The sequence below is a fragment of the Bartonella sp. AU16XJBT genome (assembly GCF_028618665.1).
In the GTDB taxonomy this organism is placed as follows: domain Bacteria; phylum Pseudomonadota; class Alphaproteobacteria; order Rhizobiales; family Rhizobiaceae; genus Bartonella.
On record NZ_JAQITF010000007.1, the window covers coordinates 85,794 to 98,551 of the forward strand.

Genomic DNA, 12,758 nt, shown 5'->3' on the forward strand with positions numbered 1-12,758 from the left:
ACGATATTAAAAAAGAGCAGGTCCAACGACCCACTCTTCATCATAAGACCAAGAATTTAGCTATTGATACTCTTAAATTCAAATTTTTTCAAGTTGTTTATGAGAAAAGCACTTGATCATTTATTTCTTGATAAAGGTAAGATAGGCAGGTGCTCGTCCTTCGCGTAAAGCTTTTGCTTCATAGCGGGTTCCTCTCCATAGTGGATAAGGGGTTTTCCAATCTTGAGGGCTTTCTGCTTTCCACTCAAAGTGATCATGGTGTGCACAATGATAGAGGGTCCAGTTTACATAACTGTCTATATCACTAGCAAAGCGAAATTTTTTTCCCATTTTAAGAACACGAGAAAAACGGTTAAGATTTTTTATATTGATGAAACGTCGTTTCCAGTGTTTCTTTTTCGGCCAAGGATCAGGATAGAAAAGATCTATGCCATCAAGTGAGTTATCAGGGAGCCAATCAAGCAGGCGTGTAGCATCATCATTATAGAGGCGAAGATGATTTTGATGGTGTGTATGCTGTTCAAGAGAAAATAATATTTTTGCCATGCCATTGATAAAGGGCTCGATGCCGATAAAACCTGTTTGTGGAAAATGTTCCATTTCATGGAGTAAATGTTCTCCTCCACCAAAGCCGATTTCAAGTCGAATTTCTTTTACTTTGCTTGAAAATAAGGATGTAAGGTTTGAGGGAGGAGGGACATTTAAATCAATATTAAAATTGGGGAGAAGCATTTTTACACGCGTAAGCTGACTGTTTCGCAGCCGCTTTCCTTGTCGGCGTCCAAAAAAGGCTTCACTCTTGCGTGTATTATGTTTAATCATGGAATTTCGATCATTGTTTGAAGCGTTTTCACGAGATCAGTTTTTTCCCATGAAAACGAACCATCATGCTCTGGTTTTCGCCCAAAATGACCGTAAGCAGCTGTTTTTGTGTAGATCGGTTTATTAAGGTCAAGATGTTTGCGAATTCCAGTGGGGGAAAGGTCTATTATTTTGCGAATGGCGGCTTCAATAACCTTTTCATCGACTTTTCCCGTTCCATGCAGATTAAGATAAATCGATAAAGGTTGTGCAATACCAATTGCATAGGAGAGTTGAATGGTGCATCGCTCTGCTAAATGAGCAGCAACAATATTCTTAGCCAGATAGCGCGCCGCATACGCTGCAGAACGATCAACTTTAGTCGTATCTTTTCCTGAAAAAGCACCTCCTCCATGGGGGGCTGCACCTCCGTAAGTGTCAACAATAATTTTGCGCCCCGTCAGTCCAGCATCGCTTTGAGGGCCACCAATGACAAATTTTCCTGTTGGGTTAATATACCAACTGCATTGAGCGGCAATGGGAATATCATGTAAAGCTTGACGAATATAAGGTTCAACGACTGTGCGAACTTTATTGGAATCCCAACTTTCGTCAAGATGCTGCGTTGAAAGAACGATGGATGTTACCTCTATAGGTTTTCCATCTTTATAGCGTATGGTGATTTGGCTTTTAGCATCTGGTCCTAATTTCCCAGTTTCTCCTTCTCCTTTATGGCGGGCTGCGGCAAGAAGTTTGAGAATCTTATGCGCATAATAAATTGGCGCAGGCATAAGGTCAGGTGTCTCACGGCAAGCATATCCAAACATGATGCCTTGATCACCTGCTCCTTCTTCACCATGCCGATCTGTTGCATTATCAACGCCTCTTGCAATGTCAGCGGATTGAGGGCGCAAAAGAACATCAATTTTAACAGTTTTCCAATGGAAACCTGCTTGTTCGTAGCCAATGGCGCGAATAGCACGGCGCGCTGCTGTACGAAAACGCGTGGGATTAATGAGTGGAAAGCCAGTTTCATCATAGATAAACTCTTTATTTTTATCTTTTTTTAAGAGCGTATCGGGAACACGGACTTCACCGGCGATAACAACACGGTTTACACTGACGAGAGTTTCACAAGCAACGCGCACTAACCACGGATCAGTCCCAGTCTTTTGTGCTTCTTTATAGATCATATCAACGATTTCATCGGAAATACGATCACAAATTTTATCAGGATGCCCTTCCGATACCGATTCGCTCGTAAAAAGATAATCTTGATGCGGCATAGGAACTCCTTCAAAAAAGAAAACCAACAATTCAATTAATTGCCTACTAAAATTGCTACGGTTTGCCAATTCCACAGCAAATCGTCAATGCGAATTTATATGAACAAAAAAGAAGAAATATAATTTTAATTTGATAGCTTATTTGTCAAATCTTCCTCAGAAAGTGCTTTTGCCAAATCAATGATTTTTCGACGCACTTTAGCATCAGATATATTCGTAAAAGCTCGCATGAGCTGGATACCTTCGCTGCTAGAACAAAAGTCCATAAAATTGTGATCACTTTCAGCAAAACCTTCTACTTGTTGAGAGGTAAGTCCTTTATCAAAAAAGTAAGAAACAGGAACATCCATAATTTCTGCTATCGCTTGAAGACGACTGGCACCAATACGGTTTGTTCCTTTTTCATATTTTTGAATTTGCTGAAAAGTAATGCCTAATTTTTCACCTAGTTTTTCTTGAGTAAGTCCTAAAATATTACGACGTAAACGGATACGAGTTCCAACATAGATATCTATAGGGTCAGGTTTTTTTCTAGTTTCGGTCATAATGCAACTCTTTAATTTCCAGCACTTTTCTTTTAAACCAACATCAGATTTACGCGAAGTTGATTTATCATATAATTAAAATAACAATGTAATATTTTTCCCAATATTACTGGTACACGCAACATAATACTGCTCAAGGAGCACTTGAATCATTTAAGCTGTTTTGTAGAACCAAAACCAATACGACACAATAGCATAAGGATGAATAAGATAAAAGTAGAGAAAGTTCTGTATTCATTGCTTCCTATAGGGGTAATGGATGATGGAATTTTTGAATCAATAATGCCCACAGCATTTTGTTGAAGAGCTACAACGATTCGTCCATAAGAATCAATAACAGCTGATATTCCATTATTGGCTGCTCGTATGAGGGGGATTCCCAGTTCAATGGCACGAAGCTGTGCTTGTTGAAGATGTTGATAGGGGCCTGGTGTTACACCAAACCATGCATCATTTGTAACATTAATGATTGCTTGAGGCGGTGAACCTTTAAAAGTCATTTCATGGGGAAATATTGCTTCATAACAAATCAAGGGCAGGTAAGAAAATCCGTTTGGCATTGTGACAGTTTTGCGCACATGTGCAGCGCTATATCCACCAATATTATCAGCAAGGGTACGTAATCCAATTTTTTTCAATAAATTTTGATAGGGAAGATACTCACCAAAAGGGACCAAGTGAAGTTTATCGGAAGTGTGTAAAATATTACCTTGAGCGTTAATGACTGCAATTGTATTAAAATATTGTGTTTGGGAATGAGAAAGATCATCACTGGCGCGTATTGCTCCGATAATAGCCCATTGTTTAGGTTTTAAAAGAGAGGCAATATGCATTGTGATAGAAGAGTTATCATAGAGAAGGTAAGGAACAGAAGCTTCAGGCCATACGATAAAATCGGGTTCTGGATTTTTACCAGTTATTGGTGTCGCACTCAGCTGCATATGCGCTTCCAGCATAGCTTCTCGTGTATTATCGCGCAATTTTATATTTTGTTGGATAGAAGGTTGAACAATGCGTACCCAATAATTGTTTTTTTGATCTTCAGCTGTGTTTTCTATCGTATGGAGACGATAAAATCCAAAACCACTGTGAATGAATATAAGTGATACGCAAAGAAAAAGTGCTGCTTTCTTTTTTTCATCTGTGAGTAAAACTGTTGGCAAACTGTAGGCTAAGACAACAAGAATATTCATTCCGTAAAGTCCCACGATTGCATCAGATTGCATGAACATTGGGGTTGGCATGGCTGTATAGCCAAGAGCATTCCATGGAAATCCTGTGAATAAGAACGCACGCAACCATTCGGCTAATCCTAAGGCAAAGGCTAAAACAAAAAAGCGTGCTATTCCTTTTGTCCATAATAAACCGACAATGAAACCAGAAAAAAACCAATAAAGAGAAAGGTAGAGAGGAGGAAATAAAATGGCGAGTGGGACTGCCCAACCAAAAGAATCTGGATCTGTCAACAAAGCATTGCAAAGCCACCAAAGGCTGCAAATAAAATAACTAAAACCAAAGGTTCCACAGCTTAAAGCATAGGTAAAAAAATGTTTTTTATTATTTGGGGAGGAGCTTATTGAGTCAAGCAAAACAATAAAAATAGGAAAAGTTAGAAAGCAAAGAGGTGTTAAATAAAAGGGTGGAAGTGCAAAGGAAGTAAGAGCGCCACATAGAAATATCCATACCTGCCTCTTCCAGCTGGTAACAGAGAACAAAAAAACGATGAAATTGTTTAAAAACGCTCGACTATTCTTTAGGGATAGCATTGTTTTCAAGATTCTCATTTTCTGGAATGCGAAAAATGCGTAACCGCTTAATTCGGCGTTTATCAGCTTCTAAAATACGGAATTTATAGCCAGGGATAGCTTCGACAACTTCACCTTTTGCAGGAATACGATCAAGAATGGAGACAATTAAACCACCAATAGTATCAACCTCATCACCATATTCCCCTACGATAAAATCAGGACCAAGAGCTTTTTCCACATCTTCTAGTTCGGTTCTTGCATCAACGAGCCATTTATTGTTGTGTTCGCGTACGATAGCATTGTCGACATGATCATGTTCATCTTCGATATCACCAACGACTAATTCAACAATATCCTCCATTGAAACGAGACCATCTGTTCCCCCATGTTCATCAATAACTAAAGCCATTTGTGTTCGTGTGGTTTGCATCCGTGTTAATAATTGGCTTGCAAGCATAGAACTGGGAACAAAGAGAACGGTTCGGATCAAATCCAATTCACCGATTGGGGTATGTAAATCTGTATGGTTTAATTGAAGCAAATCGGATTTATGTTCGTTTTTTGTAGGGCTGATAATAAAGCGAGTCATATAGTTAAGAATATCGCGGATATGGATCATGCCGCGCGGATCATCTAACGTTTCAGCATAAACAGGTATGCGAGAATGACCAATTTTTGCGAAACATTTAAGGGCTTCTCCAAGTGAGGTGTTTATTTCCAGTGCTTCAATTTCAGAACGTGGTATCATAACATCATCCACGCGTGCTTCACGCAAGCGTAAAATATTATGCAGCATAGTACGTTCTTCAGGTGAGAAGAGAGAGGTATCTTTTTCATTGTTAGTTGCAAGTGCAACGGTAAGATCATCGCGCAGTGACGTAGATGCACAATTACGCCCCCGTAAGAATGAAAACAAATGATTCATCAGGGAATATTTTTCTGTATGATTCGTTTGTTGAGAGGGATCTTTTTCATTATTAGAAGATGTTTGACTATTATTTTGTGCATTTATTTTGTTTGCCATGGTTTTAAAATCTTCTAAACTTTCTTTTTATAATAGGTGAATGAAAGGCTTTAAATTGTATGCTTGTCATATTGATGTTAAAAGTTAAATTTTATCATTTATAGATAACTCAGCGTAAGGATCTTTTATGGAGAGCTTTTGAAGAATTTCTCTTTCGAGTTTTTCCATTTGATGTGCTTCATCATCAGTTTCATGATCATAGCCAAGCAAATGCAAGATACCGTGAACGATCATATGCGTTAAATGGTCTTGAAATGTTTTTCCTTGTTTTTCTGCTTCGAGAACAACGGTTTCTCGCGCAATAATAATATCACCCAGCATGTGACCAGGAGGATTTCCAGCTTTAATTGGAAAAGCAGGAAAGGATAATACATTGGTGGATTTGTTTTTACCACGCCATTGTGCATTGATTTGTGCCATATGTTCATCATTCGTAAAAAGCAAGCTAATCTCGCTTACAACATTTTCCAATGAAACATGATGCATCGCCGTCGTTAATGCTTTTTCGGTGATATTATAAAGCATTTTCTCATCATTCCACCCTGCGCTTTTAACCATTATATCAATAATAATCATGATGAATCAAATTCATTTTTTAATGCATCGCACGCGAGTGATTTTTTTTATTTTGTATTTCAGAATCACGATCATAGGCATGAACGATAGCAGCAATAAGCGGGTGGCGTACAACATCTTTTTCATCAAAGCGCACAATTGCAATATTTTCTACGTTTGAAAGAATGCGGATTGCTTCAATGAGACCTGATTTTTGCCCTATAGGCAAATCAATTTGGCTTACATCACCGGTAATAATCATACGTGTTCCTTCTCCAAGACGTGTGAGGAACATTTTCATTTGCATGGGTGTCGTATTTTGTGCCTCATCAAGAATAACAGCAGCATGGGAAAGCGTTCGCCCGCGCATAAAGGCAAGAGGAGCAATTTCTATGACACCAGATGCTAAAATGCGTTCTATTTTTTCAGCGGGCATCATATCATAAAGAGCATCATAAAGTGGTCGTAAATAGGGGTCGACTTTTTCTTTTAGATCACCGGGAAGAAACCCCAGATGTTCTCCAGCTTCAACAGCAGGACGTGAGAGAATAATTCGTTCAATGATACCACGTTCTAAAAGCATTGCTGCATGAGCAACAGCAAGATACGTTTTTCCTGTGCCAGCTGGCCCTACACCAAACACAAGTTCAGTATGCTCCATAGCGCGTATGTAAGCATCTTGTGTTGGAGTCCGTGCATGAATTATTTTTTTATGGGTACTCAGCCGTGCTGGTATACGTTTCGTTGCAGATTTGTGTGTTATGGTGTCTTCTTTCTGCTTCTGAGCTATACTTGCCATAGTAATCGCTCCTTTTATATCTGATAAAGTGAGCTCTTGATGTGTTTTGACACGTTCATAAAGCTGTTGCAATACATATCGCGCACGTTTTATAACAGAAATATTTCCATGGATTAAGATTTCATTGCCACGCGGATGAATACTAAGTTTGAGTTTTTTTTCGATATAAGCAAGATTTTCATCAAATTTACCAAAAACTGCTTTTGCATATTTATTATTTTCGAAAATCAAAACAACCTGACTCGTATCTGAAGCGCTTTCTTGTTCCAAGGGATCAATTTTTTCAATGTCAGCATTTATTTTTTTAGTTGAAGCTTTCAGTCTATTCTCCTATCTACATCAATATTAAACATTTTTTTTTGAGTAAAATTTATAAAAGACAAATTTTCTTTCATAAAAATTCATGCTTTAGATGTAATCATTTTATTTGAAAATAAAAGAGTTTTCTAAAATCTTTATTATGAACAAGGTGGTAGAGGCATATTTATCTATTTGTCACTTCACCGACAAAACTATTTGAGCTTGCATTTTTAATATGAATTTCTACCACGCTTCCTGTAGAGGATTCTGTATCGACGACAACAGGTAAAAGCCAAGGGGAACGTCCCACCATTTGCCCTGAGTGACGCCCAGGTTTTTCGATAAGAACATCCGTTTTTTGACCAATTTTAGAACGTAAAAATGTATTTTGCTGTTCAAGGAGAAGAACTTGTAAATGTTGAAGTCGCGCATCTTTTACAGATTCATCAACATGATTTTTCATTGTGGCTCCCACTGTTCCAGGACGGGGGGAATATTTAAAAGAATAAGCTGAACTGTACTGTACTTGTTGAATGAGCTTAATGGTTTCTTCAAAGTCTTCATCTGTTTCTCCTGGAAAACCTACAATAAAATCACCTGAAAAGGCAATATCTGGCCGTGCAGCCCGAATTTTTTCGATAAGATGAAGATAATAAGAGCTTTTATGTTGGCGGTTCATGGCTTTTAAGATGCGATCTGAACCTGATTGAACAGGAAGATGGAGGTAAGGCATTAACATATCAAGATCTCGATGCGCGGCAATAAGGCTATCATCCATATCACGCGGGTGGCTGGTTGTGTAACGCAAACGCTTTAAACCATCCAGTTTGGCAAGATGATAAAGAAGATCACCAAGACGCCAAGTTTTGCCATCAGCACTTTTCCCATGCCAACCATTGACATTTTGTCCAAGCAGCGTAATTTCTTTAACACCCGCTTCAATGAGTTGACGGGCTTCCTCGGTAATTTGCTCGACGGAGCGCGATATTTCAGCGCCTCGTGTATAAGGAACAACACAAAAGGTACAAAATTTGTCGCAGCCTTCTTGTACTGTTAAAAACGCGCTAACCCCCCGCTTTCTTACGGCACGTTTATTATGAGGCGGCAAATGAGCAAATTTATCTTCAACAGCATAATCCGTTTCGATAATTTTTTTGCCTTGTTTGGCTTTTTCTAATAATTCTGGCAAACGATGATACATTTGCGGACCAATGACAAGATCCACTATTGGAGCACGGCGTAAGATTTCACTTCCCTCAGCTTGTGCAACACAACCCGTTACACCAACTGTCAAGGGTTTATCAGGTGTTCGCTCTTGACGCATAACGCGCAAACGCCCCAGATCAGAATAAAGTTTTTCTGCTGCTTTTTCACGAATATGACAGGTATTAACAAGAATAAGATCGGCATCATTTGGTGTTTGCGTTGTCACATAGCCTTGTGAACTGAGACTATCAGTCATCCGTTGGCTATCATAAACATTCATTTGACACCCATAAGTTTTGATAAAAACCTTTTTAGGAGCAACAGGAGATGTATTTTTAGGGGTTACTTTATTCATAGTGCTTGTCTAAATGTTTTTTACATAAATCTCAATCTATTTGCTTAAAAGTTTTTTGCATAATAATTGCATCACCACGACTATTTTTTGACGGGTAGTAGGCTAGACGTTCAGAAATTTTTTGAAATTTAAAGCGTTGATAAAGGTTTAAAGCAGAAAGATTTGTGGATTCTACTTCCAAGAATAATTTTATAGCGCGTTTATCGTGAAGATGGTGAATTGTATGATCGATAAGTAAGGTACCAATTCCTTGTTGACGATAATGAGGATGGACAGCAATTGTGATGATTTCTGCTTCATCAAGAATGAGACGGCATAGACAAAAGCCTAAAACTTGATCAGAGTGATCAATGAGGAAGACTTTGTACCCAAAGATAGAGTGATCTGTTAAAAAGGTATCAAAAGCTTGTTTTTCCCAAGAAGGGGTAAAACAATATTGATGAATTTGGTGAAGAGAAACACTATCATTAACGTGTAGTGGAGCAATTCCAAGAAGCTTTTTTGTCAATGAAAATTTAAACATTATTTTTTTCGTGGTAACGCGAAATTAGTTTGTTGTTTTGCATCAGCGTTGCGTAGATAGAGCGGGCGAGGCGAATTTTGTGGTTGTTTGTTTGCAGCAAGATAAGCATAGTTCACAATATCTGCTGCTTCACAAGGGATTTTTTCTAGGATAATTTTTTCGTTTATTTTATGGTTTTCAATATGCTGCATAACGATATCAGCTGCTGGGCCAGTCAGTAGGGTTTTTTGAGGCAAATCTTCGAGGATATTTTCAATTGTTTTGAATCCTGGTTCTCCCAAAGATGTGAGATCCTTATGGAAATTTTGATGGTAGAACATCTCTCTGCCTGCTTCAATGACAACAGTAATTGCTGATGCAAGATTTTTACGGGTTGTGACTTGTGCTGCTAAAGCTTCAAGAGCACTCACTCCAACAGCGGGTATTTCAAGTGCTAATGCCAAAGCGCGTGCTGTGGCAACACCAACACGCACACCAGTAAACGATCCAGGTCCAACATTAACCGCAATACGCTCAACTTGATCAAGCGTCATATTGGCTTGTGTCATTATTTGTGTAATCTGCCCAATAAGTCTTTCAGCATGTCCTTTATTCATGCGCTCATTAAGACGCGCAATCACAGACTTATGATGAATGAGCGCAACAGCACAATAAATTGAAGCAGTATCGATAGCAAGAATAAGCATAAAAATATTTTAATTGAATAAGACGATAGACAAAAGGTATCTAATGTATTTTTAATCTTTTTTATCATCGTATAGTTCATTTGTAAGAAAGTTGCTAGTGCCAATAAGCAACAATATCTTGTTATGAATAGGACGAGGTGTTGATTTGATTCCTATTTGTTTTAGTTATCATAAATTGATTGATCATGATAATTTATTGTTTCTATGTTCAATAAAATCCTAAAAAATTAAATCCTTGAACATTATAAGATTTTTTCATTTTAAGCTCATAAATCAAAACCATATTCTTATATGTCATAAGCAGAGTTGGTGTATGAATAAAATTACTTAAGAAAAGATCATTTTAATGCAAGAGCTATTCAACATTGGGAGCTAGAAAGAGTATGGTGCTACCGACTTGTTGCTTCTCAAACGTAAAGATTGGGCTGCGCAATAGATTTTATACACGTCATGGGGGATTTTTAATGATATTATTCACGGACACTATCGTGAAAGGGGGGCATGTGCCTTGAAAGGTATTTTTTTACACATACATGAATGTACAACATAAATATATTTTTGCTTTGGTCGTTCTGTTCTTCTTAAGAGGTGCGCTTTCATTAAAGAGTATATTCTATCAATTTTTTTTAAAAACTTTAGCTTCATAAGAGCAGAAATGAAAGAAATGGCATTGTTTTGATACTCTTCCATTGCAAATCATTATGGACTGAAAGGCCGATTGAAAAAGCCATTTTGATAGTTTTTACTGAATATCACAGCTCTTTCAATTCTTTGTATAAAATAATAAGGAAATTTTTAGAATTTTTGCTGATTTTATGAAAGAGCTGATTTTAATATCAGTAAGCCTTCGGATTGATTGCATGCTCCATTGAAAAAAGAAACAATAATATTTCAAAGTGTTATATGATTTAAATCGTTCAATTGTATCATGATAAGGCTACAAATACCGAGGATAATTATGGAGCAGGATGACGCCAAAATAACGCGCCATCCTGCTTTTTTTAATGAGCGAATATCAACGCCAAGTCCTAATGCGGCCATCGAAATGACCGTGAACAATTGAGCAATAAATTTGATAGAATTGAGAGCTGTTTCGGGGATAAGATTGCTTGAGCGCACCAGCATCATCATAATAAAACCAATAATAAACCATGGAACGAGAGTATGTAAGCGAAAGCGTGTTTCTGCTGAGCGGCGATAGATGATTGAGAGAGCAAAAATAAGAGGTCCTAACATGAGAACGCGTACCAATTTCACAACAGTTGCAATTTGAACACTGGTAAAAGAAACAGATGCGGTTGCTGCTAAAACCTGTGGTACGGCATAAACAACCATACCAGCAAGCACACCATATTGGTTGAATGACAAATTGAGAAGTGGCTGTGTAAAAGGGAGAAATAAAATAATAAGAACCCCTAAAAGAGCAGTAAAAGCAATTGATGCAGCTATTTCTTCATGTTTTGCTTGAATAACAGGAGCTACAGCAACAATGGCTGAGTTCCCACAAATAGCATTCCCGCAAGCAACAAGCATTGCCAAATGCATAGAAAGTCCGAACAATCGACCAATGATAAAGCTAAGAATAATTGTTACAAATATAACGAATACGATGCTCGCAAGCAAAACCCAACCAGCGGAAAGAACGGAATAAATACTAATGCTTGCTCCTAGAAGGACAATAGCAACTTCAAGAAGTGTTTTGGCACAAAAAGTTATACCTTTTTGAAAATATGTTGGCATCCTAAAACAACTACGGGTAACAGATCCTAAGAGAATTGCTAAAACAAGACTTTCAAGCCATGCTTGTCCCAAAAGCTGTTTTTCTAGAACTTCTAAACCATACGCTAAAGCTGATATGAGTAAACATACTAAAATACCAGGACCAAAGTTATTTAAAAGTGAGAGGTTTTTCTTTAGCATTTGAATATTCCCCCATCATTGAAGAGCTAAAGGTTAAGATGAAAAAGTTTTAAAGATTTGTTCTTGCTTGTACAGCCGCTGCTAAAGTTCCATCATCAAGATAATCGAGCTCGCCTCCTACAGGAACACCATGAGCAAGTCGCGTAATTTTAACTGAAAAATTGGAAAGCTGATCGGTGATGTAGTGGGCAGTTGTTTGTCCTTCGACAGTCGCATTGACAGCAAGGATAATTTCAGTAATTGGGTTTTGTACAACACGTTGTATTAAAGTGGCAATATTGAGTTCGTCAGGACCTATTCCATCTAAGGGTGAGAGTCGTCCACCCAATACATGATAACGTGCGGCTAAAGTTTTTGCGCGCTCAAGAGCCCACAGATCAGCAATGTCCTCAACAACAATGATCGTTGTATCATCACGTCGCGGATCTGTACAAATTGAACAAGGATCAATGGTATCGACATTACCACAAACAGAACAAATGCCGACTTTTTCTATCGCTGCTTGTATTGCTGTTCCTAAAGGCTCCAGCAAAGTTTCCTTTTTCTTAATAAGATGAAGCGCAGCACGACGCGCTGAACGCGGACCAAGACCTGGCAACCGTGCTAAAATCTGAATGAGACGCTCAATCTCAGGTCCTGCAATGTATTTAGACATATATTTTGTCCCATACATTAAAATGGAAGCTTGAAACCTGATGGGAGTGGTAGTCCTGCCGTCATGCTTTTGGTTTTTTCTTCTAATGCGTTGTCAATTTTTGCCCTTGCTTCATTATAAGCTGCCATAATGAGATCCTCAAGAATTTCAGCTTCTTCAGGTTTGAGTAGTGAGGGATCAATTTGAATTGCTGTGATAATATTTTTGCCATTTAAAGTGATACTGACGAGATCACCCCCTGCAGTGCCGGTCGCTTGCAGATTAACCATTTCCTCTTGAATTTTCTGCATTTTCTCTTGCATTTCTTTGGCTTTTTTCATCATGCTCATCATTTCACGCATAGGAATAGGTATCC

General features: G+C 38.2%; 13 protein-coding genes. All 13 read right to left on the reverse strand.

Annotation, left to right across the window (positions count from 1 at the left end; all coding sequences use genetic code 11):
• Positions 1 to 120 precede the first annotated feature (120 nt).
• The 13 genes from PVV66_RS05640 to PVV66_RS05700 all read right to left on the reverse strand — a co-directional run bounded on the left by PVV66_RS05640 (position 121) and on the right by PVV66_RS05700 (position 12,744).
• Positions 121 to 822, reverse strand: a complete 702-nt coding sequence (locus tag PVV66_RS05640) for a tRNA (guanine(46)-N(7))-methyltransferase TrmB (protein WP_273718221.1) — start codon at positions 820 to 822, stop codon at positions 121 to 123.
• Positions 819 to 2,087, reverse strand: coding sequence for a methionine adenosyltransferase (gene metK / locus PVV66_RS05645; protein WP_273718223.1), 1,269 nt, complete (start codon positions 2,085 to 2,087; stop codon positions 819 to 821). The genes PVV66_RS05640 and metK overlap by 4 nt, the downstream gene beginning before the upstream one ends.
• Positions 2,088 to 2,212: 125 nt before the next feature.
• Positions 2,213 to 2,632, reverse strand: coding sequence for a helix-turn-helix domain-containing protein (locus PVV66_RS05650; RefSeq protein WP_012230643.1), 420 nt, complete (start codon positions 2,630 to 2,632; stop codon positions 2,213 to 2,215).
• A gap of 149 nt (positions 2,633 to 2,781) precedes the next feature.
• Complete coding sequence (gene lnt / locus PVV66_RS05655; RefSeq protein WP_273718225.1) at positions 2,782 to 4,416, reverse strand: apolipoprotein N-acyltransferase; 1,635 nt, start codon at positions 4,414 to 4,416, stop codon at positions 2,782 to 2,784.
• Positions 4,379 to 5,404, reverse strand: a complete 1,026-nt coding sequence (locus tag PVV66_RS05660; protein ID WP_273718228.1) for a hemolysin family protein — start codon at positions 5,402 to 5,404, stop codon at positions 4,379 to 4,381. Before PVV66_RS05660 ends, lnt begins: the two co-directional genes overlap by 38 nt.
• An 84-nt stretch (positions 5,405 to 5,488) precedes the next feature.
• Positions 5,489 to 5,980, reverse strand: coding sequence for an rRNA maturation RNase YbeY (ybeY, locus tag PVV66_RS05665; RefSeq protein ID WP_273718230.1), 492 nt, complete (start codon positions 5,978 to 5,980; stop codon positions 5,489 to 5,491).
• Positions 5,981 to 5,999: 19 nt separating this feature from the next.
• Positions 6,000 to 7,079: a PhoH family protein gene (locus PVV66_RS05670; RefSeq protein WP_404977272.1), complete on the reverse strand. Its 1,080-nt coding sequence runs from the start codon at positions 7,077 to 7,079 to the stop codon at positions 6,000 to 6,002.
• A gap of 163 nt (positions 7,080 to 7,242) precedes the next feature.
• Positions 7,243 to 8,619, reverse strand: a complete 1,377-nt coding sequence (gene miaB / locus PVV66_RS05675; RefSeq protein WP_273718233.1) for a tRNA (N6-isopentenyl adenosine(37)-C2)-methylthiotransferase MiaB — start codon at positions 8,617 to 8,619, stop codon at positions 7,243 to 7,245.
• 31 nt (positions 8,620 to 8,650) lie between these two features.
• Entirely contained in the window at positions 8,651 to 9,142 is a 492-nt protein-coding gene (rimI, locus tag PVV66_RS05680) for a ribosomal protein S18-alanine N-acetyltransferase (RefSeq protein WP_273718235.1), read from the reverse strand.
• Positions 9,142 to 9,828 (reverse strand): tRNA (adenosine(37)-N6)-threonylcarbamoyltransferase complex dimerization subunit type 1 TsaB, encoded by a 687-nt coding sequence (gene tsaB / locus PVV66_RS05685; protein ID WP_273718236.1) that lies wholly within the window; start codon positions 9,826 to 9,828, stop codon positions 9,142 to 9,144. Before tsaB ends, rimI begins: the two co-directional genes overlap by 1 nt.
• 891 nt (positions 9,829 to 10,719) lie before the next feature.
• Positions 10,720 to 11,748 carry a YeiH family protein gene (locus tag PVV66_RS05690; RefSeq protein ID WP_273718238.1) on the reverse strand — a complete coding sequence of 343 codons (1,029 nt, stop codon included), beginning with the start codon at positions 11,746 to 11,748 and terminating at the stop codon, positions 10,720 to 10,722.
• A 49-nt stretch (positions 11,749 to 11,797) separates the two neighbouring features.
• Entirely contained in the window at positions 11,798 to 12,403 is a 606-nt protein-coding gene (gene recR / locus PVV66_RS05695; protein ID WP_273718240.1) for a recombination mediator RecR, read from the reverse strand.
• Between the two features lie 17 nt (positions 12,404 to 12,420).
• Positions 12,421 to 12,744: a YbaB/EbfC family nucleoid-associated protein gene (locus PVV66_RS05700; RefSeq protein WP_273718242.1), complete on the reverse strand. Its 324-nt coding sequence runs from the start codon at positions 12,742 to 12,744 to the stop codon at positions 12,421 to 12,423.
• Positions 12,745 to 12,758 lie beyond the last annotated feature (14 nt).

Bases quoted from the DNA above. Each gene is read 5' to 3' on its own strand.
- PVV66_RS05640 (WP_273718221.1), bottom strand. From the start codon at position 822: ATGATTAAACATAATACACGCAAGAGTGAAGCCTTTTTTGGACGCCGA.
- metK (WP_273718223.1), bottom strand. From the start codon at position 2,087: ATGCCGCATCAAGATTATCTTTTTACGAGCGAATCGGTATCGGAAGGG.
- PVV66_RS05650 (WP_012230643.1), bottom strand. From the start codon at position 2,632: ATGACCGAAACTAGAAAAAAACCTGACCCTATAGATATCTATGTTGGA.
- lnt (WP_273718225.1), bottom strand. From the start codon at position 4,416: ATGAGAATCTTGAAAACAATGCTATCCCTAAAGAATAGTCGAGCGTTT.
- PVV66_RS05660 (WP_273718228.1), bottom strand. From the start codon at position 5,404: ATGGCAAACAAAATAAATGCACAAAATAATAGTCAAACATCTTCTAAT.
- ybeY (WP_273718230.1), bottom strand. From the start codon at position 5,980: ATGATTATTATTGATATAATGGTTAAAAGCGCAGGGTGGAATGATGAG.
- miaB (WP_273718233.1), bottom strand. From the start codon at position 8,619: ATGAATAAAGTAACCCCTAAAAATACATCTCCTGTTGCTCCTAAAAAG.
- rimI (WP_273718235.1), bottom strand. From the start codon at position 9,142: ATGTTTAAATTTTCATTGACAAAAAAGCTTCTTGGAATTGCTCCACTA.
- tsaB (WP_273718236.1), bottom strand. From the start codon at position 9,828: ATGCTTATTCTTGCTATCGATACTGCTTCAATTTATTGTGCTGTTGCG.
- PVV66_RS05690 (WP_273718238.1), bottom strand. From the start codon at position 11,748: ATGCTAAAGAAAAACCTCTCACTTTTAAATAACTTTGGTCCTGGTATT.
- recR (WP_273718240.1), bottom strand. From the start codon at position 12,403: ATGTCTAAATACATTGCAGGACCTGAGATTGAGCGTCTCATTCAGATT.
- PVV66_RS05700 (WP_273718242.1), bottom strand. From the start codon at position 12,744: ATGCGTGAAATGATGAGCATGATGAAAAAAGCCAAAGAAATGCAAGAG.